Below are 25,221 nucleotides of genomic sequence, written 5' to 3'. Positions count from 1 at the left end.
GTTTGTTCAATTAAAAACCTACGGTTAATCTTAGTGAATATGATCTTGGGTTAGGCAAAGATGTACCGCCTGTCAATAATAATTCAGGATCTACACCTCTCAGCTTGTCACTGGCTTTGTAATACAGATTATTTCCTGAAAGAATGATACGTGCATTTTTTACAAAAGGATATTTCTTGTTGATCAGACGCCCTAATTCGTATGAAACCATTAATTCATTAAGACGGATTACGCTGGCATCTGCAACTCTGAAATTACTTCTGTTATAGGCCACCTCGTCAATATTGGAAACTGTACCAAGGTATGTCCGCTGTATGGTACTCAACAGTCCGGGTACATTGGTGTAGTTTTCATCTCCAATGGTCTGCCAGCGATAATTAAGATCGGCAGATTTGGATCCGCTGTCATCATAAGAACGTGCAGCAATAGGAGACATAAATACTTTGTGACCGTAAGCATAGGTAATGAATATGCGGAACTCAAAACCTTTGTACTGCACGGAGTTAGAAAGCGATCCTGTACCCAGCGGTTGTCTTGTACCCATATATTCAATCAGCGAACGATCTTTTTCACTGGCAATAATACCGGTTACACGCTGATCGCCTTTCCAGAATGTAGGACGTCCGTCTTCATTCAGCCCGGCAAAGCGGAAAGCATACAACCCTTCATAAGGCTTGCCGTTAAGCGGATAGCCATTCGAGCGGGTGATCTGTGTTAATAAGGAAGATTCCAGTTCTCCTCCGATTACATTATTCTTTACATAACCATATATAAAGTTGGCATCCCATTTCAGATGTTCTTTGTTCAGGATATTTTTGATCCCTATAGTCAAATCCACTCCGCGGTTAGTCATGCTGGCGAAGTTGACGGTTTTGGTCTCAAATCCTTCTTCCTGCGCCACATTGATTGTTGCAATCAGATCTTTATTTTTACGGTCATAGTATTCTCCCACAAAGGTCAGTTTATCAAATAAACCAAATTCTAAACCTACGTTTTTGATATAATCTTTCTCCCAGTTGAGGTTATACAATTCAGGAGAAGAGACATTTACACCGATATCACTGTTTTGAGCATCCAGTCTTGTTTTGTTGATAAATGCAGCACTTCTCAGTGGAGAGGATTGGTAAGCATTACCGCGCAATGCATAACTACCCCGTAATTTTAAATAATCCACAGTCTCGCTGATTGCTCCTTTTTTGAAGAAATCTTCACGATCAATATTCCATGAAACACCGACACTGTAGTTGGGTAAAAACTTAGAACGGGTCATACGGCCAAACATATTGCTGGCATCCATACGTCCTCCGGCTTCAATATTATATCTTTCCAGAAATGAATATTGTACATTGGCATAATAGCCCGTCCTGTTTTCGTTTTCGAAAGACTCGATGTAGACCCGGTCATCTGTATTTACAGAATGGATCATTGCTAATTTACTCGGGGATATAATTTTTCCTCCATAGTACAGATAGCCTATTCCTTTGGTATACTGGCGATCTATACGGTCACTGCTGATTTCCATACCTGCCAATGCGTCCACAGCGTGTTTGGACCATTTCTGATTGAAGTTCAACTGATTTCTGATATACAGATTTTTACCCCAGTTAGAGCGTGCATACAGAAAACCTCCACGTGGCAAAATAGTCTCTTTGTATCCGTTCGGATCTGCAGGATCCTGATACAGCAATGTGTTCTGACCACGTAATACATCATTATAATCTACACGGTAGGCATTAGCGACATTAGATCTTTCTGTAACCGTATGGTCATAGCTGTTGTTTGTTTTTCGCAATGATAGTGTAAGGTCATAGCGTAATGCTTTTGTGATTTGATAGGATGGTCTGATATTCAGTTTGATATCCTGAGATTTGACTTGTGTAAAGTTCTCTTTTAACTCTTCAATAATATTGAAGGGGGCCAGATTTTCAGTATAATATTTATATGAGCCATCCTCATTATATGGATACATGGTACGGCTGGTATTCATCGCATACAGGAACGGATTGATCTCAAATTGTCTGGAGATATCCGAATATGTGGTTGTACTATTATATGTTCCGGGTGTAAACTGATCGCGGTATGACCAGTTGAGATTGACATCCAGTTTCAGTTTGCTTGTGATGTTAAATACATTACGTGCATCTACCGTAAAGCGGTCCATATTATAGCCTATAGCCTGTCCGTCATCATGTGCATAACTACCGGACAGGTAATACGTATTCTTATCTGATCCTCCGTTAAATGAAAGAGAGTGTTCCTGAACAACATTGTTGCGGAATAATACATCAAACCAATCTGTATTGGCCATAGTTGATTTATTCAATTCCGCATAAGCCTGATCAAGGTTGATATTTCTAAGTGCAAGTTGTTTGTATGTCTCCGTATAAGCTCCTGTATAGGTAGGCCAGTTGGCATTGGACAGGTATCCCATATCATACATTTGCTTATACAATCCCATTTCTTCCTGTGAATTCATCAGGTTGAAATTTTTGATATTCGGTTTGATACCCAGCGATAAAGCGGTAGAAAAGTTGACATTCCGCTGATTGTACGCACCTGATTTGGTTGTGATAGAGATAACTCCGTTTGCTGCTCTTGTTCCGTACAGGGCTGTTGCAGCTCCGTCTTTCAGGATTACGATATCTTCTATATCCTGAGCATTCAGTCCTGCGATGGCTGATCCTAATACAGAAGCCGGATCTCCGGAATAGAGTTGACTTACAGCGACATTGGAAGGAGAGGTGATCGGAACTCCGTTGATGACGTAGAGTGGTTCCTGATTGGCACTGATGGAGGAGTTACCACGAATCCTGATTTTTGGAGTAGATCCGAAAGTTCCGGAAGTATTCTGTACGCTGACACCCGCTGCCGCCCCCTGCAGCATTCTGGAAACGTCAATTGCTCCTGAGCGATCAATCACATTTTTGTCAACCTGACTCACCGAGCCTGTAAACTTGCGTTTATCCAGTTTCTGGAAACCAGTAACAACGACTTCATCCATACCTATATCCGACGGTGCAAGAGAAACATTGAGCACATTGTCTGCAGCCTTACGGCGTACAGTTCCGAATCCCAATAGATTAAACTGAAGAGTAGCATTGTTATTTCTCAAGGTAAGCCTGTATGCACCATCGTTATTTGTTGCGGTAGAATTATTGGTCTCCAGTTCGGTTACAGTCACTCCGGAGAGAGGCTGTCCTTTCTGGTCTACAACTCTTCCTGTGACCACCTTTTGCTGAACCATTGCAGCCGATCCGGCAATTGCTACAGATTCTTTAGCCTTTACGGTTATGATTTTGTCTGTAATCACAAAATCAAAAGGTTGATTCTGAAAAATCAGTGCCAGGGCATCGTTGATGTTCTCATTGGCGACAGCCACCGATACGGGTTTGGAGATCTTGACGAAATGAGAGTTAAACAAGAAGTTATACCCACTTTGACGCTGGATCTCTTTCAGTACATTAATAAGTTGCTCATTCCTTACTTTTAGATTGATGTTTTGCCCGAAAGTATGAGCATTTACATGAAACATGAAGGCGAACAATAGCAATGGGATTAGTTTCATGGCTAGAATAACGCTTTTGGAAATTCTGCATTCATGTATCCGGTTTTTCACAACTATGCAAAACCTGGATATAAATGCATAGACTTTTTCTTTCATAAGATTTGGTTGCGTACAGATACAGCGCACTACAGCAGTTTTGGTCAACTCGCTGATTTACGTATATTTGTACAGGTTGGTTTAAAAAATAGTTTGTTACTTTCTTAGGCCAATTAGGTATATATGACCGCTTATGACTGGGGATGGTGCGAACATCTCCAGTTTTTTATTTCTTTAGGTCTAGTGTTTAACCATTATCCTCCTTTCGTCGATTTTAAATTTGTAACTTGTATTCATCTGTATAACATCCAGCAGATCGGATAACATAACATCTCTGGAAATAGAACCGGATAACGGTTCGTCTTTAAAATTCTTGTCTGTAAATATAAACTCTACATTGTACCAACGTTCTATTTCTGCAATTACCGACAGGAGAGAGGTGTTGTTAAACACAAATTTGCCTTCTTTCCAGGCAGTGATCTCTTCGACATTGACATGACGGACGGTAATCATGTCCTTTGCCAATGCCTGCTCACCCGGATGCAGGATCATACTGGTCTTGTTGGGTAGTGTAATACTTACTTTTCCTTCTACCAATGTTGTTTTAACTCCTTTTTTTGCATCGTATGTGTTGATGTTGAATGTCGTTCCCAACACTTCCACATCTTGTCCTTCTGTATGAACAATAAAAGGTTTGGCGGAATTCTTAACTACTTCAAAAAAACCTTCTCCGACTAAGGTTACTTCCCTTTTATCGCCCTGGAATGTCACCGGATAACGGATGGAAGACATCGCATTCAGGTGTACTTTGGATCCGTCGGGGAGAACTACCATGGTATAGGCAGCTTTAGGTGTTTCAATAATATTGGTTTTGGTTTCTATTTCATGTTTGTTATCATATTCATAGGAGATCAGTCCATCTTTGCTTTTTATAATCCGGAACCCCTTTTCTTCATAGATCACACCTGTTATGGCAGTGTCGAGATTTATTTTTCTGCCATTTTCAAAAGTCAGGGTAGCTGCAGATATGGCCGGATGTACATCGTCGGATTTGTGTGCAATAGCCGGATTGTTCTCTAAAGTTTCAGGCCTGTTAAATAAGAACAGTCCGCAAACAATAAGAATACTGGCCGCTGCAGCAATCCAGCCCCATGTACGAAATATCCCTGATGAGGGTTTATTGGAATAGGAGGAAATGCTGTAGGCTGATTTGCTGGCAATAGTAGAATTAATCTTTCCGTAAATACTGAGCAGTCTTTGATCGATCAGTTCATCGGCTAAGTCTGTGTCAGCATCAACCGAACCAAGCTCTTGCTGTACAATTTTTTTTAGTTCATCATCACTGAGCTCAGAAAGTTTAAGGAATAAGATGTCGTATTCATCTTTATCTATCTTTTTTGTAAGATATTTTTTTAGTAATAGGTTCAGCTCAGTTGTATTTTTCATGAATTGTCGGCTTTTGGACGCGGTTCTGATATGAATACGTTCAAAAACAAAAAACTCACTATTCAAAAAGGAGAAAAAAATAAAAAAAATTAAAAATCTTTGAAAATCATTAAAATAAGAGCTGATTTTAATGTGTTCTCGTGTTCTATGGCATATTTTTTAAGGAATTTCATAGCCATTACCAGTTGATTGCTGATTGTTGAATACGAAATGTTTAACTCTTCACTCACTTCTTTATATGATTTTCCTTCCATCTTACACAATCTGAAGATCAATTTTCGCTGCGGAGGCATTTGTTCGATAGCTTGTTCAAGTATATTCAGATTTTCTTTATAGATATAATCTTCATCTGGTGAAGTACTGTACTCTATAAAATTGTCCCAAATTTCCTTTTGTAACTTCTTGTCCCGTGTCAGTTTTCTGAATACATCTATTGCCATATGATCTGCCATACGTAGAATATAGGATGAAAAAGGCTTATCTGCATCAATAGTCTCGCGCATATCCCAGATTTTGATAAACAGACTCTGAAGAATTTCATCTGCCGTTTCAGGATCTTTGAGGAGGAAAAGAAGTCGCTTATAAATGATTTTCGAATATCGTTTATAGATATGTTCAAATGCTTGCGCACTTCCTCCTGAAAACTGAAGAATGATTTCTTTATTTAAATCTGTTGCAGTCATCTGACGAAAACAAGTATAGTGTTTTTAGTGTAAGGTTAGTTATCGGATGTAAGCCTTTTATAAGATTGCTATCATATAGTCATTCGTCATGATATCTGATATACAAGCATTGGTAAAAGTCATAACAGGCCAGTAAATTCTTGTTATAGTGTAAATATAAACCTTTTTGAGCATATCTGTATATTCCCGGGTTTAATGATGTATAAAAAATAAGTAAAGCAGCTGGTTTTCTGTAGCTAAATAGAAGAATATGAGTAAGTTTTGTTACTCAAAAACCGAAATTTATCTTTCGATAAGCAGTAAAACAGCTATCCGGGCGGATAGCTGTTTAAAATTTTACCAGAGATTATAATGTCGCCATGTCAATAACAAAACGATACCTTACATCTCCTTTGATCATCCGATCATAAGCCGTCTGAATATCTTTGATATCAATAAGTTCGATTTCCGAAACAATCTGATGTTCCGCACAGAAATCTAACATTTCCTGAGTCTCGGCAATGCCTCCGATTCCTGATCCTGCCACACTTTTGCGTCTGTCAATAAATGCGAAAGCCGGTATTTTATGCGCTTCAGGAGGTACACCTACAATGATATGTACACCATTTGTCCTCAAAAGAGACATATACATAGTCATATCATGCTCAGCACTAACGGTATCCAGGATAAAATCAAATGAATTTTTAGCTTTTGCTACTTGTTCCGGATCCGTAGTAACTACGAAATGATGTGCTCCTAATTTACGTGCATCAGCCTCTTTATTGGGTGAAGTACTGAGTACCGTTACTTCTGCACCGAATGCGACACCAAATTTAACGGCCATATGTCCCAGTCCACCCAGTCCCAATACCGCCAGTTTATGCCCTTTACCTACTTTCCAATGTCTCAACGGAGAATAAGTGGTAATGCCGGCACACAATAAAGGTGCTGTAGCAGCTAGAGAAAGAGAAGAAGGGACATGCAATACGAAATCTTCATTGACAACTATTGTATTGGAATATCCTCCATAAGTAGGGGCTCCGTCCGTATACTTGTTGATTCCGTTGTACGTCTGGATATTTCCATTATCGCAATATTGCTCCAGTCCTTCCTGGCAGTTGGGGCAGGTTCTGCAGGAATCCACCATACATCCTGTTCCAGCTAGGTCACCTACTTTGAAACGGGTTACGTGTTCACCTACTTTGATGACTTTACCTACAATTTCGTGTCCCGGAACCATTGGGAATATGCCCGGAAACCAATCGTTGCGTATCTGATGAAGATCTGAGTGACAGACACCACAGTACTGAATGTCAAATTGTACATCATGTGGACCTACTTCACGACGCTCAAATTCCCATTCGGCCAAATCCGAAGTTGGAGTTTGTGCTGCGTATCCTTTTGTTGTAATCATAGTATATTGTTTGTTTTTTTAAAGCTAACATGAATGTACAGCTTTTGTTTTATGCAGGAAGAGATGTTTGTGTTTATTTTTTGTAATAAAATTGTGCATCAGATCCGGAATGTTTTCTGATGTATTTCAAGCAATTGTAGGTATTAGGCTACGGTTTAAATTTTTGCCAGATAAACAGTTTGTTATTGTGTTTTCTGATTTATATTTTCGTTTAAAATATATTAATCTATAATGAATAGTAAAAGAATTTCAGTTTTATTTAGTTTAGGCTTTATGCTCTATGCAACTTTCGCTTTCGGACAGGACATTCCAAAAGAATATCAAAAGAAATATGAAGGAAAGAAAGTGCAGAATTTTCTTTTGCTTACTTCTAAAAAAGATAGTAAGGATAAGATTATACTAAATGCTGCAGGGGATAAAATTGCGTCTTTCAATGAGAAGAAACCTTTAATTTTTATAGCAGATAAAGGAGCGGCTTATGTTGCTAATAACGTGAAAGGAGCAAATGACGGAGGAGGATTTGTATCCGATGAATATCAGGATATTGATATACTGGATTTGAGTACGAATGCTATTAAAAAGGCAGATTTTACCATTCCTGCATTTCCTTATGAAGATAAAGAACTGGTTTTATTCAAAAAGGGGGGACGCTACGGTGCGATGAACAAATCTGAAGTTGTCGTTGTAGAACCTGTTCTTAAAAATATTATTCCTTTATCTTCTTTCGGAGCTTCTTATCTTATGGTAGCGGATAATGAGTACTATCTGGCAGACAATTACGGTAAGAATATTTTAGATAAAAATTTTGTGTACAGTACGCAGCATGTTAATACGGACTGGATTAAAGGGGATAAAATATTAGCCTCTGCAGACGGTCAGGGATTCGGGCTTTACGATTATGTTACTAAACAGCAGGTGGTACCCTATGCATATACTGCTGTGAATCATATGAAGGATAATCTGTATTTGGTAAAGAAAAATGAACTGGCGGGTGTATATGATACCGATGCGAAAGCTTTGGTTTTGCCTTTTGAAGCAGGTGTAAATTATGTACAGTCTGTCATAAAGGATCCAAAAAGCTCTTCTTTGTATTTTGTGGTGTCTGTGAATCGTAATGGTAAGAATCTGACGAATATCATACATAATGGAAAACTTCTGGTTGATGAAAAATATCAGCTGGAAAATATGAGCAGTAATCCCGAATTTCCATTTGTAGACGGAAAAAATACGAAAGGTGAACACTATATCTTTGACTTGAGTCAGCCTAAAATGTTGATGAATGGATTGCCGTCTATCAAGCGTATGACACGTATTGAATATCTGGATCAAAAACCTGGATTCGTTCGTGTGGCTTCAGCGGTCGATCCTAATGTATCCGGCGGCGATAACCGTGACTGGGTAATGCTGCTGGACGTAAATGGTAAAGTATTGTCCGGATACCGTCCGGCACAGGATCTTCGGCGCTTTGATCTCGACGGAGGCAAGCCGATTCTGATGGCTGCATACTCCAAAGCAAATGTATATATTGTCAATGTGATGTTTGGCGCTGATCAATCGATCCTGGAAGAGTTAAAGTTGAATATCATCAATGTCAAAGTCGTGGATAATAAAATAAGGATACAGCTGCCGGGAGATATCAGCAATGTATTGCCATCCGGTCAATCGGTACTCGGTGGTGCGATTCTGATAGATAGCTCCGGCAAGGTAGAATATGTCAGACCTTAGCCGTCTTCGCAACACAGCGGGTATACCTATCCGCTGACATTTGATTAGTCTCTTACTTTATTTACGGATTCATTTGGGATATTATAAGAGATAGTACTATCTTTAGTACAGCATTTTATAAACCTGGCTGATTTTGATCGAATACATTAGGCTTTATCCTTATTTTACACATATTTAAAATAAAAGATATACAGGCTTAACATCATTTGTTCAAATTAGCGACTTAATTCAACCCGTGAAAATCCCAACAGCGAAGTAATGTCCTGGTCTAATTTTATACATGGTGATGCAAAGGCATTTGAATCTATCTATCAGCAATATATAGAGGATCTGTTTGCTTTTGGTCTCAAGTTTCATGCAGACCGCGAGACTGTCCTTGACTGTATACATGATTTGTTTCTGGATCTCTATGATAATCCGCGTATTGCAAAGGATGTGGATGTTAAGTATTACCTGTTCTCGGCTTTGAGAAGAAGAATTCTGAAACGGAAGAAAGCAGATGTATATGAACCTCTGGAGAGTCTGCCGGAAAATGTATGGGCTATCGGTTCACATGAACTGGATCTTATTCTGAAGGAAAATCAGGATATCAATGTGCAGAAGGTCAAGCAGGAAATAGATAAGCTACCCAAGCGTCAGAAAGAAGTATTGTATCTTAAGTACTATATGGAATTTTCCTACGAAGAGATTGCCAGCATAATGAATGTCAGTGTGGAGTCCTGTCGAACCTTATCCTACCGGGCATTTCGTGTGCTCAAATCTCATATGGGGCCACTGGAATATATGTCAGCCCTGATTTATATTTTTTTAAAATAAATTTTTAGTTTGTTTTGTTTTTTATAATTCGATAATCAAATTATTTTGCTTCTCATTTTTTATATAATACTTATTTTTCTTCTCGAAAATAACAAAATATTATAGTCAAATATGATTGATTATTGTTTTATTATATTTGTAATAAACAAATGATATATGGACTTTAGATAATGCTGTAGCATATCATTACGATCAATTTCCACCGGATAATATCCAATATGAGTTTTTTATACAGGAATTGATCGGAGCAACAGAAACTTTGGCTCGTTATGATCAAATGATTAAAAATCTACATAATAGCGAGCTGCTATTGGCACCACTTCGAAATCAGGAGGCGGTTTTATCATCCAGAATTGAAGGGACTATAAGTACTATAGATGAAATATTGCAATATGAAGCAGACACTGATAGTGGACTTTCAGAATATGCACGTGCAGATGTGATAGAGACTATTTTATATCAAAGAGCGTTGAAAAATGCTCAGTTAGCCTTAGAAGAGGGTTATAATTTTTCGCTCAGTTTCATCAAACAAATACATCAGCAATTGCTGTCTTCAGGCAGAGGAGCCGCTAAATCTCCTGGAGAATTTAAAAAGGAGCAAAACTTTTTGGCTGATCGTGTAGCTAAAAAGGTTCAATTTATCCCTATAAGTCCTGAAAAATTAAATGATGGTCTAAACGAATTGATCAATTATATCGAAAATAATCCTGTTCCAGCATTGATAAAAACCGGTGTAGCGCACGTGGAGTTTGAAGCATTACACCCATTCCAAGATGGTAATGGTAGAATTGGAAGAATGATCATCACACTTTTGTTATGGAAATCCGGAGTTTTATCTCAGCCGCATTTTTATATCAGTGGCTATTTTGAAGAACACAAAGATGAATACATCGAAGCTATGAGAAATGTGTCTAAAAACAATGACTGGAATGGATGGATTAAATTTTTCCTCACCGCGGTACAGCATCAGGCTACTAAAAATTTGGAAATAGCAGAACGTATCCGAAATCTATATGAAGAAATGAAAACTGAGTTTGCTGATTTACTCTCCTCCAAATGGAGTTTAATTGCTCTTGATTTTATTTTTACCAACCCTGTTTTTAGAAACAATAGATTTGTGAGTAGTACGAAAATCCCAGTGCCAACAGGCGCTGTGATGATAAAAAAATTAGTAGAAAACGGCTATCTGGTTCAAAAAGAAGAAGCTGCTGGAAGAAGACCTGCACTTTATTCTTTTGAACCCTTAATGCGATTGGTAAGGGTGTAGAACACTGGAGTCTCGTTAAAAAGTATAAGAGAATTGATTGAAAAATTTATTCAGAAAAATTTAAAATAAAATGTCTATGCGGCTGTACTTTTTTGCTCTTTGTATATAAAGGGGGAAATACAGCATTTGGAAAAGCATAGAAATCAGTTAAAGAAAATATTTGATCTGCCGGAAAGCGAACAGCTGACAGATCCGGAAAGAGCAGAATTAATGGCATCTGTAATCCGTCGTGGACGGCAAAAGAGACATCGTTCGGTATACCTGATGCTCACTGCAGCCTGTGTCTTATTAATCGGATCACTTTTTATTTTCTATCCCCGGGCTGAGGACAGCTCGTTCGACCTCTCTAAGGTTGCAGAATTTAATCAGAAGCAATTTGAGTCTGCAGATCAGATTCAGATTGTCAAATCTAAAATTTTTATTTCACCCATTACCAATGATCCCGGTCTGCTGTCCGGAGATGTTTCCTATGCAGCGGATAGTATGCTGGATTTGTCTGATGAGTCAGCAGCTTCTTACACTACGATTTATGTTCCGAACGGACACCGGCAGGAAGTAACATTGACAGATGGTACCAGAGTCTGGCTGAATGCCGGGTCTTACCTCACAATGGATAAGAATATGAGCGGTAAAGAACGTCGGGTTTACCTTAACGGGGAAGCCTATTTTGATGTGACACATACAGGAAAACCATTTTTTGTGCAGATGAAAGGACATACGGTAGAAGTCGTCGGTACTTCATTTAACATCAATAGTTATGAGCGAGATCAGCAGACTACTGTGGAGCTGATCACCGGAAAGGTCTTGTTTCACAGTAATAACAAAGGTTTTGAAAAAATAGCTATGAGTCCGGGACAGCGGATTGCTGCATATGAAAATCCAAGCCGTGTGGTGATTGATAAGTCAGGTGTGGCGCAGGATATTCTTTGGACCAAAAAACAAATATCACTGAACAAGATCAGACTGCAGGATCTCTTCCGGAAAATAGAACGTCTGTATAATGTATCTATAGATGCTGATCCTGTACTGGACAATATAGATCTTTCATACTCCGGGCGTCTGGATTTACGGGAAGATGTGGTTGCTGTATTGAAGAATATTTACGAACTCAGAGATTATCAGATAATATTAAAAGAAAAGGAGGTGACTATAAGAAAACCTAAATCTACTAAATAAGAAGAATAAGGAGGAGCTGCTACTCCCCCTTATCACATTTATTGATCTTAAACAGTTAAAATCGTACTAAAATTATGAAAAAAAAGCAATCCTGGCAACAAATGGCCGGGTGGGGGCATTTTGATGTCAAATTCTACTATTATATGAAAGTTACCTCCCTCTTGACTACTTTACTTTTTATGACATTTGCTGCCAATGCCTATTCACAGCGGGTGTCTTTAAAACTGAGTAATGTTACCTTTAAAGTCTTTCTGCAATCTATTCAGGATCAGACTAATGTGGCTTTACTCTACAACGATCACCTTATCGAAAATAAGCGGATATCTGTACAGGCGAATCAGGTAGATCTGCGGGAGCTCCTGAAACGGGAACTACCCAAGTACGGCCTGGATTATACAATCAGTGGCAATCAGATTACACTGGTTCCGTCTGCTGTAAGCCGCACCGTAGCAACCGAAACCCGATCGCAGGAAATGATCCGCATCAAAGGCCGCGTATTTAACAGCGGAGAACCTCCGCAGGCACTGTCATCCGTCTCTGTCGCTGTACTGGGCGGAAGTCAAGGTGTGCATACCGATGAAGGTGGATACTACGAACTGGAAGTGCCTAAAGGTGCGACCTTAGTCTTCAGTATGGTGGGATACCATAGCAAACAGGTTCCTGTCAACAAGACTGAAAATAACCTGACCATTTCTCTATCGGAGAATGTCTCAGATCTGGAAGAAGTAGTGGTGGTGGGAATGACAGAAATGCAGCGCAAGCATATTGCAAGTTCTGTAGCCAGCCTGGATATCAAGTCCAGTATTGAAGGTAAGCCTATTACCAATCTTTCTCAGTCATTACAAGGTGGTGTGACAGGACTGCAGGTACAACAAGGATCCGGTCTTCCGGGAGGAGATGCAGCCAGTATAAAGATCAGAGGTATCTCTACTTTGAATAACTCCGATCCGCTGGTGCTGGTCGATGGGGTGCCTATGGATATGAATCATATCGATCCGGTAACTATTGAAAGTGTAACTATTCTGAAAGATGCTGCGGCAGCAGCTATATATGGCGCAAGAGCAGCCAACGGTGTTATTCTGGTAACGACCAAACGGGGTAAGGCTGGTCAGATCAATATTTTATATGACGGATACCTGGGGATGCAGACACCAACAGTATTGCCTGAATTTGTCGATGCTCCGACCTATATGCGCATGTATAACTACGCACAGGTGGCCTCTGGCGGACAGGTATTTTATTCTGACGATCAGATTGCCAAGACAGAAGCCGGAGATGATCCGGTCAATTATCCGAATACCAACTGGACAAAGGAGCTGATAGATGAATACTCACCGCTGACGTCACATTCACTGTCCGTGAGTGGGGGAAATGATGTAGCAAGATTTGCGGTGACAGGTAATTATATGAATCAGCAGGGGATGATCCCGCAGAATAAGATGGACCGTTTTAATATACGTGCGAATACGTCGGTATCCTTGTCCAAAAGATTTCTTATTAATCTGGATGTGTTGGGGATCCGTCGGAATACGATGTATCCTAACCGGCCCATTTCGAACGGGGGCAGCCGTTTGCTGGATGATCTGTACAGACTTCCGCCTACAGTCTTGCCTAAATATCCTCAGGAAGAAGGCTGGCCAACTATTTATGGACGCTATGCAGATATTGTCAATCCGATTGCTTATTCGGAAGTTGGGGGAAGTATAGGTTATCAGTATGATCAGGCTACGATCAACCTTCAGCCAAAATGGTCTATTACTAATGATCTGAATATCAGGGGACAATTCAGCTACCGGCTCAACAGTGATGTATATAAACAAAACAGGGATAATTATTATTTCTTTGATTACTATACCAAGCAACTTGTACAGACCTGGGCTGTTCAGCGTGATGCGTATTCTGAAGTACGGGACACCTATTATTACCTCAGTGGTGCTGTAGATTACAGTAAGAATTTTGGCAAACACAATCTTTTTGCGATGGGTGGTTTTTCTATGGAAAAATTCAACAACGGATACTGGAATTCTTCAGCTTTGGTATCTTCTTATGCTAAAGTCAACTATGCTTATGCAGATCGCTATCTGCTGGAAGCCTCTTTCCGTGCAGACGGCTCATCCAAATTCGGTCCTAAAAATAAATACGGTTATTTCCCTTCTGTTGCATTCGGCTGGAATGTGCATAATGAATCGTTCTTCAATGTAGAGGCGATCAGCAATTTTAAAATCCGAGCTTCTTATGGTCAGCTTGGGAACGAGAATATAGGACTGTACCGCTATCAGAATCTGATCAATACCAGCAACGGAACGGAAAGTGTATGGGGTAATCCGGATATTTCATGGGAGAAAGTAAATATTCTGGATATCGGTCTGGATATGGCTTTGTTTCAGAATAAACTAAGCCTGACTTTTGATTACTACGACAAGAAAACTTCAGATGTTATCCTGTATCCTTCCGTAGCACCTTCAGGAGCTATAGGCTCTGCTCCGCTGAATGCCGGTGAGGTAACGAATAAGGGGTTAGAACTTTCATTGAATTATAACGGTAAGCTAAGTCAGGATTTTGACTTTTCAGTCCGCCCCGGTATTACGTATAATAAAAATAAGATCACTGATCTGCTTGGAGGACCTTATATCAGCGGTATAGAGATCAATGAAAAAGGATCCAGTATCAAAAGTTATTACGGCTATGCTTCCAATGGAATTCTGCAGTATTCAGACTTTGAAGCAGACAAGACAACAGCCAAAGTGCCTGTTGTTGCCGGGCAGGGGCCTGGAGATATCAAGTATATTGATCTTAACGGTGATGGTATCATCGATGAGAATGATCAGCAGATTATAGGTGATCCGACACCGCGTATCAATTATTTTGCAAATTTTAATTTCCGGTATAAAAATCTGGATCTGGAATTTCTGCTACAGGGTACCGGTGATCATGATTATTCCGGCAATCTGGGAGGGAAGTCTGCCGGATATTTATGGCATCCTCTTAATATGAGTGCTTCCGGAGGGGTTCCTACAACGTACAGAGCAGCCAATACCTGGCGCGAAAATAATCAGGATGCCATCTTTCCGCGTTTGTTAGCCAATCCGGCTACGAATGTGTTACGCAGTGATTTCTGGTTATTCAATGCGCGGTATATGCGTGTCAAATTCATTCAGCTAGGTTACAGACTGAATCCTGCTTTTATGAATAAATATGGTATCAAATCGAGCCGTATCTATATGAACGTGCAGAACCCGTTTATTTTTACAGATGTAAAAATGGCGGATCCCGAATCTCAGGGAGGTTCTTATACCTATGCTATTATGAAAACATTTTCTCTGGGTCTAACTGTTAATTTTTAATCTGAAAACCTGAAATGAAAAATAATATTAAATATTTAGTTTACAGTATGTTGTCTCTGTCTTTGATGCAGACTTCATGCGAAAGTTTTCTGACCATTGATAGCCCTACGGGTGTGACGGATGAGCAATGGTGGAATACAGAAACCGATGCGTACAATGCTATAGCTTCCGTATATGTCGGTATTCCGGGAGGATCATCCGGGCGTAATATTATGTACTATGCCGGTCTGACGGATGAAGCCGTGCATCGGGGTGATTTTAAAGGAGATTACGACAGTTTTACCCGTGGACTGGCAACCAGCAGATGGGGAGTGGCCAATTCTATCTGGCAGGATGACTACATCTGTGTGAGAAGAGCAAACCGGTTTCTTGAAAATGTAGACCGTGTATATATGGACGCTACACTGAAAGATAGAATGAAACTGGAAGCAAGAGCGCTGAGAGCTTATTATCATATGGAACTGATGCTGCTTTTCGGAGATATTCCGTTACTGGAGCGTTCGCTTACTCCCGAAGAAAATACCCAACCCCGTACAGCAGAACAAAAGGTTTATGAATTTGTCGTCAGTGAATTGAAATACTGTGCCGAAAATTTGCCTTCCTCTTATGTCAATGCCGACCGCTGGCGTATGACAAGCGGTGTCTGCTGGTCTCTGCTCTCCCGATTGGGGTTGATCAAAAAGGATTTTGAACTGGCAAAGACAGCATCCAAAAAAGTAATTGAATCGGGCGTTTATAAGCTCTGGATTAATAACACAAACAGATCGGCAAGCTATAGTGAATTATTTAGCTATGCGGGTGAACTTAATGATGAACGTATATTCTTTAAGGAGAACGGATGCAGCAATGCATGGACTACATTTGCTCCTTTTGGTATAGGGGGTGAGACCTATCTTTCACCTACAAATAAAGTGATAGATAACTACGAAACCAGACAAGGAAAGACTATTCAGGAATTGGGTCGTGATTCTATGCTGGTCTATCAGAAGAATCCGAATTTTAATAACAACAGAGATCCGAGGTTGCGTGCTTCGGTATTTGTGCCGTATGAAAGTTTTCAGGGGCAGTATACGTTAGATCCGTTTTATAACCCGAGTGATAAGATAGGAGAGACCAAGTCTACGGCTACAGGATACTGGATTAAGAAATATGTGGACGCCCGCGACAGACAGTCTAAGAGTGGCAGTCTGGATTTTATGATCATTCGCTATGCTGAAATTTTATTGAATTATTCCGAAGCGCTTATTGAATCTGGCGAGTGGAATCATGCTGATGTTACCAAATACATCAATGAAGTGCGCTCCAGAGCAGCTATGCCTGCGATCAATACGGGACTTTATAATTCGCAGGCCAGAATGAGAGAGCTTATCCGAAGAGAGAGACAGTCGGAACTTGCATTTGAAGGGGGACGCTATTTTGATATACGAAGGTGGGATATTGATACAGAAGTATTGAATGGTGAGGTGTACGGAGCGACCAACCCTACAACCGGGGAGCTGGTAAAAGTACAGACCCGCAAGTATAACAGATCCCGTGAAGGACTGTGGCCGATCCCGGAAAATGAAATTATTGCTAATCCTAATATAGTTCAAAATCCAAATTATTAATATGAAAAGCAACACGATATTATATGGCTTACTTAGCCTTTTTATATTAGTTTCTCTTTCTTCCTGTCGTAAGTCCTACAGTGCAGGAGACTGGGATATTCTGCCGGAAAAAGAAACCCCTAATCCTATAGATTCGGGAAGTAATGCTCCGACAAAAACATTGAAAGTGATGTCTGTCAATATGCGTCTCAGTACGATTCCTGACTTTGCGAACATGATCACCTATATCAAAGAGTATAATCCGGACCTGTTGTTTCTGAGGCAGATAGATAGTGCGACAACACGGGTAGAGAAGGTCAACAGACCTCAGGTTATGGCAGATTCATTGGGTATGGAAGTGTTTTTTAAAAAGAACTTTGATTACCAGACCGGAGGGTTCGGGAATGCAGTTCTTTCCAAATTTCCGATCAAAGAAAAGGTTGCACAAATCCTGAGACGTGAAGATGGTAATACGGCGGAACTGCGTAGTGCGGTGATGATCCGTGTAGAAGTAGAGAAAGGTCATGATGTTTATTTTGCAGGCACAGAGCTGGATCCTTCTGTCGTGAACAACCGAAATCTGCAGGTAGTAGATCTCCTGAATATGACAGAAAAGATTACTGAACCTGTGATCCTGGTGGGTAATTTTAATGAGCAGGAGAGTGCGAACGGGCAAGTGCTTAGCTACTTAAAAGGCTCATTCACTTTTGCCTGTCTGGGTGCAGGCTGTCCGATGAATTCACCGAAAGCCAGTCCTACTGGTATATATGATTATATCACTTTCAAAGGTGCAGGCGGGAAACTGGCTTTGTCCAACTATCTGGCCTTTCCGAAATCTGCAAATACTTTCCTGCCGATGACCGCTTCTTTTAAACTAAAAATCGAACAATAATTATGAATAAACTTAAAATTTTGATGCTTACCTGCTTTGTCAGTATTGCATCACTGGCCTGTTCCAGCGATCAGAAGGAAATCCCAGAGCCGAAAACAGAAAAAAGTAAACTGACGGTTATCACGTATAACATCCATCACGGAGCACCGGAAAACTCGGAGGTTGTCAATCTGGAAAATATCGCAAACACCATCAAACAGAAAAATCCGGATCTCGTTGCTTTGCAGGAGGTGGATGTCAATGTGCCTCGTTCAGGTAAAGTAGATCAGGCAAAGAAATTAGCGGAGCTATTGAATATGAACTATTATTTTTCTAAATCATTAGATTATAACGGAGGTGAATATGGAGTTGCTATATTGAGTAAATTTCCGATCTCAAACACAAGGAGACTAGAACTTCCTATGCCAACTGCCGGAGAGAAAAGAACCGTGGCAATGGCAACAATAGATCTGGGAAATGGAAAAACGCTGGAGTTTGCGTCTACTCATCTGGATCTGAATGTTCCTAACCGTACAGCACAGGCAACTTTTCTCAATGAACTGAGTGTGCAGCTCAATAAACCGATTATGATTGGCGGAGATTATAACGCTGAAAGTAATTCGGTAGAATTGACCGAATTGCGTAAACAATATACCTTGTCCTGTGTCAATGGTTGTCCCAATTCTTTTCCTGTACGTAATCCGACAAAGGCAATAGATTTTGTTGCTTCTAATAAGCTTGCTGTTCAGCAGTATAGTTTGTTATCAGCAGTTGCACTTACAGGGAGTTATGCTTCAGATCACCTTCCTGTAGTGGCGATATATAATTACTAAGAAAAGGGTAAAGATTATTCTTTATTATATTAAAAAAGCAGAGTCTGTTGAAGAACAGACTCTGTTTTTTTATCTTTATTACAATAGGCAACTTATATATTTTAATAAAAATGAAGAAGGTACAATTAGGCAATGTTTACAGCTTAACCACGGATAAAGGAGTTGCGCTTTTTCAATTAGTGAATCTGCCGGAAGATAAACGAAATGATGTGGAGATGATAAAAGTTACTTATACCTTATTTGATAAGTTACCACCTTTGTCAAATGCTATTTATGAAGATGGATTTTTCTATATCCGGTTTCCGGTAAAGGCTGCACTCAGACGAAAAATTATCAATTTGATTGGATACATTTCACTTCCTTATTGTTTTGAATTACCTCTTTATGAAAGAGCTGGACATTATTTTAAAAAGAATTATTGGATTATTTCAAATAGGAAAGACAATAGTTTTATTGAAGTAAAAGACTTGGATGAAGAGCATGTGAAATTGTCCCCAAGCGGAGTTTGGAACGATACTTATTTAAAAGAACGACTGGAGGAAGGGTGGAGATTAGAAAACTGGAAATAGTTTGTTAATTACAATATCCCTATTCTTTTGATCTGTTGCATATGTCTTTCATTGTGGTAGATCAGTATCCTGAAGGTGTCTCCAAGTCTGATCTTAATCCATCGGGAAATGCTGATGCTTGTTTTTATTTTTTGAAGATCAGCTTGTCTTGCGGTGTTCAGAATCTGGATGAGACGCTGCTGTTGCAGGATAAATATACGGATCACATCTGCAGTAAGCTGACTTCCGATAGGATTCATTTTTTTAAAAGTCTTCATCTTATTGAGTTTACTTTTGGGCAGCATAGTATTTGCGAAATAATTACCAAGCAGGCCGCTTTGAAAAATTTTTCGGGAAGGGGCAGTGCTGGATTTTATGCGTAGTTCAATTTCCGGAAGATAAAAGTCTGCATACCTGTTGAGATGTTCAATGCATTCCAGCGTACTCCAGGATCCCTCATAGGGTCGTTTGTTGAGTTTCTCAGGAGAATTATGTTGCAGCTGTTGCGCCAATGCTATATGTTGAGTGGTCAACTCAATCAGATCATTAATCAATGTGGAGGATTCTATTTTCATATCTTGTTCAAAGCTCCTCTTTTCGGATTAAAAAAATCTTGACTGAAATCAAGATTTCTGAAGTCTGGATAATGTTTCCGGACTCATGCGCAGGTAGTTGGCAATGTACTTGTTCGGAATCTCCTGAAATAAACGGGGACTTCTTTTTAATATACGCTCGTATCGCTCCCGCGGAGAACTGATCAGAATATCCTTTTCCCGTTCTACCTGTTGTAATATCAAATCTTCCAATATCTGATTCCACAGGATGAAGTTATCCGGGGCAGATTGTATAAACTGTTGTAAAGATGATTTGTTTGCTATTCTGACTGTGGTTTTTCGGATGGCCTGAATATAGAAATCGGTCGGATTTCCCGATAAAAATGAATCTAATGAAACAATTAAATTATCGGAATATCCAAATCTGATATTTCGCTCTTCTTCGCCATCCATCATAAAAATACGCAGACCGCCACTGTCTATCCAGTATATATGCTGGTCAATAGCGTCTTTTAAGCAGAGAAATTCATGACGCCGGAGAATAACAGTCTTATCAAACAGATTAGCATTCTTTAGTTTATTTGCTATGTTATCTACTTTCATGTGTCAAAGTGCTGGAAATAGTAAGTATTTATAACGTAAAAGTATCCAATTAGATTAAAAAATGAGATTTTGATTTAGTTTTTGTTTTAAATGAATGTGTGTTGGATATATTCTATTTCTTTTTTTAGTGTTTTAGTGTTTTTTAAACTGGATATGCTATTTTATTTCGAAAATAAAAAGGTTTTCAAACGGGGGAGAATGAAAACCTTTTAATAACCAATTATAAATTGTAATATGAGGAGCTGTAAAGGTAGTAATTATATTTTAAATTGCAAATTTTACATCAAAAAAATAATGATATTTTGAATTTTTTATTGATTTTAATAAAAATTGATGTGTTTTTAAATTTAAAATCCTTTGTTTTTTATTTTTTGATGATTTTTTATTCTGTTTTTAATATATTTTTTGTGTTTATTGTGTAGTTTATAGTTTTTTTTGGTGTGTTTGTCTCTAAATTTTTGGATTTTTTCAATTTATGGTCAATAATTTGGGGAATGAGCAATTAAAAGTTGTGATATAGGTCACATGTTGATTTGAAAAGCTATTCGGAATTTTGTAGAAAGAATAACGATACGAGACTTTTTTTAAATCCGTTATTCTGTTTACAGTTCTCTTAACCACAGTAAACATTTGCTGCTGAAAAGTATGATCTCTTACTGTCTGAATATCCTAAATTATTCCAACGGGTCTCCAAAACATTATTTGCTTAGTACCTGGGTGTATCACGGGAAACATTGAGCCGGCTCAACCGCACGCGTACCTTAGCTAACTGTCAGGCAGGTAGTCTGTGTCTCGTTGTTTTGCGTTTGGATTTTTTGTTGGATTTGGAAGATTTCTGCCACCAAAGAATATATCCTGTAACAGGTAAAGTGGCGCAGAACAGAGAAATAAAGAAGGCCAGAATTTTAGTTGGTAAACCACCTATGCTTCCCACATGAAGATCATAATTCATGGAGCGCAGTTTCTCTCCTCCCGAGAGATTGTCATCACTCTTTATATTGACGATCTGTGCTGTCACAGCATCAAAATAATACCATTTGAACCTGCTTGTTTTATCTTTTTGTAATCGGATCTGTATGTCCACAGGTTTGTCTGCCTCATTACGAAGACGCAAAGACATTATATCCGCGGTTGGATATGTTTTGATTGCAAAGTGGAGTGCTTTATCCATTGCTGAGGCTTGTGGTCCGGACACAAGGGGATAAGTTGGCTTATTCTGTTTAATTTCATTCTTCCCCAGATGATTGAAAAAGTTTACATAGGATTTCTCAAACGCCGGAAATGCAAATACCAATCCTGTTATACCTATTATGAGTCCGATAAAAAGACTGTAAAACCCAAGTACATTATGGAGATCATAGTTCAGTCTTTTCCATTTGGCCTTCCGATCTATCCATATGCTGCGTTTTAATGTTTTTCCTTTCCATCTTTTCGGCCACCACAGGATGAGTCCGCTGATCAGCAACAGTACAAATACTGCGGTAGAATAGCCAACTATCGGATGTCCATATTTTTTTCCCAGTAAGAGATTCATGTGCATTTGGAGAACCAGCTGAAAGAATTCATTCTTCGAATCTTCTACTGCTGTGACTGCTCCGGTATAGGGATTCACAAATACACGGTCATAGTAACTGTAATAATTCCAGTGCCCAAATGCATTTTCATTTGTTTTGGATGCTCTGAATACCCAGGTACGGGACGGATCAGGATAGAGATCTGCACGCGTGATACGGTGTGACGGCGGTAATGCCGCCTGAGCATGGGCAATAAGCGTGCTCAGTGGCATAGGTGCATCATTATGTTTCTTTTCTAAGAAATATTTCTGTGGATAGAAAAGCAGTTTCAATTCTTCCTGAAAGACATAGAGGCATCCGGTAATACCCAAAGACAGTACCACTATGCCACTAAGAATTCCCATCCATTTATGTATCCACAGAACTGCTGAACGCAACATAATTAAAATTTGTAATGGACATTAATATTTGCCTGCATACCATTCCCTCTGGCATATTCGGCGTCTATGGCGCGATATTGGCTGACTGTCGGGTAATAAGTCGTGTTGAAAAGATTTTCTACACCCATACCCAAACTCCATTTGGTATTGATCGTGTATGCTGCGGACAGATTGAATAAGTCTACAGGTTTGATCGGGCCTTCACTGTTGTTATATTTTCCTTTGTCATTGAGAGGAAAGCGGTCTCTTGAACCAGTGTGTACCCAAAATAGTTGGAGATTCCATTGTGAAGCCGGTCTGTAATATACATAAGCTGTGGCTTTGGGAGGAGCTATACGAGATCCGTTGAGATATACTTTGCGTCCGTCGTCAAATTTGGCTTTCCCTTCTACAAAAGCATAGTTTGCTCCCAGTGTCCATTGCGGTGAAAGCCTTGCTTCTGCAGCAAGTTCATATCCTTTTACATTTTCAGGTTCACGTTGTGCCATCAGAAAACCACCCACATCTACCAGATTGACTCCAAGTTTGGATGTACTGATGTAGTAGGCCGCTGATAAATGAAGCCAGTTATACTGACTTGAAAATCCTACCTCATAGTTATTGGTAATAATAGGGTCTGTCTCCAGCTGATCTAATGTATTTGCTTTTGCACGACGGAGTATACGCCCGAGTTCATTGATAGCAAAACCCTGAGAGAAACTCACAAAAGGATTAAAAATGTCATATTTCGTATAGCGCAGGCCGGCATTAAACATAGTCGCTTTGTAGGGAATCTTTCCTCCTGATACAGCTATGCTTCCCTGACCATCAGGCCCGGTTGCAATAGTACTGAAATCTTTTATCTTGACAGTTGCATTTTCGTAGCGTACCCCACCTTTAAAAATCAGGTTTTCCAGTACATCCATTTTCAATTGCGCGTATGGTGCAAAGTTAACCATATTCATATCCGGAATATAAATTCTGCCATCTGTCAGGTTTTGATTTGTGACATCATTCAGTAAATCCAGTCCATATGTTACTTCTGTCGGGATATTTCCGATACGGAAAGGAGTGTTGAGATTAATTCGGACTCCTTTTTTCTCGGAGTTGATCTTTGTCTGTCCTGGTCCGTACCATGCTGTTCCCGAAGGTACATATCTGTTCATGGAGCTGAATGAATTGTAATATCCGCTGAGATCCAGTTGTGTGTGCCCGAAAATATTACGCTTTGTCAGGTTTACCATAATATTGTGGTTGTATGGAGTGCCGGCATTTTCACCGGGTTCTTCTCCACGCACACCGATGGCAGGAGATTCTCCGTATACACCAGCCTGATTGATATAGCGTGTATGTTGTGTACTGTTGTACAGATTGTAGAACGCACTTATGGAAGTATTACTGTCCAGGTCGTATCCCAGTTTGATAAAAGCATTGTACTGATAAGAATTAGACATACCATCCTGCTGTCCGATAGGAAGGCCTTTTCCATCCCGTTGCAGGCCTGTATAATCTGCAGATCCGCTTACCGTATAACTGAATTTGTTGCTCCTGCCTGAAAACATTTGTGCAAAGCGATAGCCCATCGTCTGACCCGGATGTACCGGATTGAAGGACGTTCCTGCGAATGTCTGTCCGGAGAAAGGTACATTATCAGTGTTCTTCTTGGTGATGTAATTAATGATACCTCCACCGGATCCGTTACCATATATAGAGGTTGCCCCCTTGATTACTTCAATACGCTCGATTACACTGGGATCTATGGTTCGGAGATCGCGACTGCCATTCATCAATGGAGTAGACTGAGGGATCCCGTCAATCAGCACCAATACTGCGCGTCCCCGCAGAGTCTGTCCCGAATTAGTTGATTTGTTGTTGGATGTTCCCAATCCCGGTATCGTATTGCCAAGTATAGAAGCTAAATTGGACGTGATATTGATCTGTGTCTCTATTTCCTTACGGGTCAGAATAGATACAGAAGATGGTATTTCATCTATGCTTTCTGCTTTTCTACCTGCAGTGACAACTACCTCATCGAGTGATCTGCTGTCTTTCAATACGACAATAAAAGGATTCGAAAGTGTATCTGTGCGTAAAATACCTGTATAAGTTTGATATCCGAGCGAAGAGATGGTCAGCTGAAGTGTATTGGAAGATTGTACAGGAATGTTAAATGAGCCGTCCCGGGCAGTAGATCCTGTGGCTTTTTTGTTGAGGTATACTGTGGCATGCGGAAGCGGACGATTACTTTCATCCCGGACAAGAAGTTGTATGGATTGTGCTTGAGCAAAAGTGTGATTTAGTTGAAAGATCACCAAGCAAAGCAGACTGTATCTGAAAAATCTGACTTGTAGTTTGGATAGGGGAAGGGACATTTTTAAATATGTTCTTATTTGGACTTAATTTAAATAAAGCTGTAAAAGTATGATATTAAGGAGTATGTTGCAACATTAATTTTGAAATAATTAGGAATGGAAAGTCAGCTATTTCTGTGAAAAGCTCTTTAACAGCGGATTTTTATCTGAAAGGAATATAGGTCGGATATAGCTTATTCCAAGAAAATTTCAAATCCCTAAAAGTCCTCAAAAGACCGCTGAAAACAGGGTTAATTAAAAATAATTAATAAAGTCTATTGATTTAGTAGATTTTATTGTATGTTTGTACTTGTATTATGACTATTTAAATATTGAACAGTGTTTCTGACCTCCTGTAGTTCAAGCCTGCAGTGTTCAGTAACATTTCAAGACACAGCAAAATGAATTAAAATTTACCTTTATCTAAGAACATGAAAACACAAACCTTTACCTCATTCTCTACGTTATTCCTTAACCCTGTATTGCGAATG

General features: G+C 39.6%; 17 protein-coding genes. 9 read left to right on the top strand and 8 right to left on the bottom strand.

Annotated features, from left to right (window positions below; genetic code table 11):
• Positions 1-10 precede the first annotated feature (10 nt).
• From I6J02_RS00765 to I6J02_RS00750, 4 genes are all read right to left on the bottom strand, one after another.
• Positions 11-3,565, bottom strand: coding sequence for a SusC/RagA family TonB-linked outer membrane protein (locus I6J02_RS00765; RefSeq protein WP_236582240.1), 3,555 nt, complete (start codon positions 3,563-3,565; stop codon positions 11-13).
• A gap of 276 nt (positions 3,566-3,841) precedes the next feature.
• Positions 3,842-5,047, bottom strand: coding sequence for a FecR family protein (locus tag I6J02_RS00760; protein ID WP_201679953.1), 1,206 nt, complete (start codon positions 5,045-5,047; stop codon positions 3,842-3,844).
• A gap of 89 nt (positions 5,048-5,136) precedes the next feature.
• Positions 5,137-5,730 carry an RNA polymerase sigma factor gene (locus tag I6J02_RS00755; protein ID WP_201679952.1) on the bottom strand — a complete coding sequence of 198 codons (594 nt, stop codon included), beginning with the start codon at positions 5,728-5,730 and terminating at the stop codon, positions 5,137-5,139.
• A gap of 346 nt (positions 5,731-6,076) precedes the next feature.
• Positions 6,077-7,123, bottom strand: coding sequence for an NAD(P)-dependent alcohol dehydrogenase (locus tag I6J02_RS00750; protein ID WP_201679951.1), 1,047 nt, complete (start codon positions 7,121-7,123; stop codon positions 6,077-6,079).
• A gap of 231 nt (positions 7,124-7,354) precedes the next feature.
• On the opposite strand from I6J02_RS00750, the gene I6J02_RS00745 reads away from it, so the two are divergent.
• The 9 genes from I6J02_RS00745 to I6J02_RS00705 all read left to right on the top strand — a co-directional run bounded on the left by I6J02_RS00745 (position 7,355) and on the right by I6J02_RS00705 (position 19,310).
• A complete protein-coding gene (locus I6J02_RS00745) occupies positions 7,355-8,848 on the top strand; it encodes a hypothetical protein (RefSeq protein ID WP_201679950.1) in 1,494 nt (497 codons plus the stop codon).
• A gap of 258 nt (positions 8,849-9,106) precedes the next feature.
• On the top strand, positions 9,107-9,664 hold the full coding sequence (locus tag I6J02_RS00740; protein WP_201679949.1) for an RNA polymerase sigma factor: 558 nt from the start codon (positions 9,107-9,109) through the stop codon (positions 9,662-9,664).
• Positions 9,665-9,902: 238 nt separating this feature from the next.
• Complete coding sequence (locus I6J02_RS00735; protein WP_201679948.1) at positions 9,903-10,931, top strand: Fic family protein; 1,029 nt, start codon at positions 9,903-9,905, stop codon at positions 10,929-10,931.
• A gap of 126 nt (positions 10,932-11,057) precedes the next feature.
• Positions 11,058-12,107 (top strand): FecR family protein, encoded by a 1,050-nt coding sequence (locus I6J02_RS00730; RefSeq protein WP_201679947.1) that lies wholly within the window; start codon positions 11,058-11,060, stop codon positions 12,105-12,107.
• Between the two features lie 74 nt (positions 12,108-12,181).
• Complete coding sequence (locus I6J02_RS00725) at positions 12,182-15,451, top strand: TonB-dependent receptor (RefSeq protein WP_201679946.1); 3,270 nt, start codon at positions 12,182-12,184, stop codon at positions 15,449-15,451.
• Positions 15,452-15,465: 14 nt separating this feature from the next.
• Positions 15,466-17,058 (top strand): RagB/SusD family nutrient uptake outer membrane protein, encoded by a 1,593-nt coding sequence (locus I6J02_RS00720; protein ID WP_201679945.1) that lies wholly within the window; start codon positions 15,466-15,468, stop codon positions 17,056-17,058.
• Position 17,059: 1 nt separating this feature from the next.
• Positions 17,060-17,929, top strand: coding sequence for an endonuclease/exonuclease/phosphatase family protein (locus I6J02_RS00715; protein WP_201679944.1), 870 nt, complete (start codon positions 17,060-17,062; stop codon positions 17,927-17,929).
• A gap of 2 nt (positions 17,930-17,931) precedes the next feature.
• Positions 17,932-18,741, top strand: a complete 810-nt coding sequence (locus I6J02_RS00710) for an endonuclease/exonuclease/phosphatase family protein (protein ID WP_201679943.1) — start codon at positions 17,932-17,934, stop codon at positions 18,739-18,741.
• A gap of 110 nt (positions 18,742-18,851) precedes the next feature.
• Positions 18,852-19,310 (top strand): hypothetical protein, encoded by a 459-nt coding sequence (locus tag I6J02_RS00705; protein WP_201679942.1) that lies wholly within the window; start codon positions 18,852-18,854, stop codon positions 19,308-19,310.
• Between the two features lie 8 nt (positions 19,311-19,318).
• On the opposite strand, the gene I6J02_RS00700 is transcribed toward I6J02_RS00705, so the two are convergent.
• From I6J02_RS00700 to I6J02_RS00685, 4 genes are all read right to left on the bottom strand, one after another.
• Positions 19,319-19,864 carry a DinB family protein gene (locus tag I6J02_RS00700; protein ID WP_201679941.1) on the bottom strand — a complete coding sequence of 182 codons (546 nt, stop codon included), beginning with the start codon at positions 19,862-19,864 and terminating at the stop codon, positions 19,319-19,321.
• 48 nt (positions 19,865-19,912) lie between these two features.
• Positions 19,913-20,446, bottom strand: coding sequence for a Crp/Fnr family transcriptional regulator (locus tag I6J02_RS00695; RefSeq protein ID WP_201679940.1), 534 nt, complete (start codon positions 20,444-20,446; stop codon positions 19,913-19,915).
• A 772-nt stretch (positions 20,447-21,218) separates the two neighbouring features.
• Positions 21,219-22,400, bottom strand: coding sequence for a PepSY-associated TM helix domain-containing protein (locus I6J02_RS00690; RefSeq protein WP_201679939.1), 1,182 nt, complete (start codon positions 22,398-22,400; stop codon positions 21,219-21,221).
• A 2-nt stretch (positions 22,401-22,402) separates the two neighbouring features.
• Positions 22,403-24,751 (bottom strand): TonB-dependent receptor, encoded by a 2,349-nt coding sequence (locus I6J02_RS00685; RefSeq protein ID WP_201679938.1) that lies wholly within the window; start codon positions 24,749-24,751, stop codon positions 22,403-22,405.
• Between the last annotated feature and the right edge of the window lie 470 nt (positions 24,752-25,221).

This window comes from Sphingobacterium spiritivorum (assembly GCF_016725325.1).
Lineage (GTDB): Bacteria > Bacteroidota > Bacteroidia > Sphingobacteriales > Sphingobacteriaceae > Sphingobacterium.
This window is presented reverse-complemented; position numbering and strand designations above follow the sequence as displayed.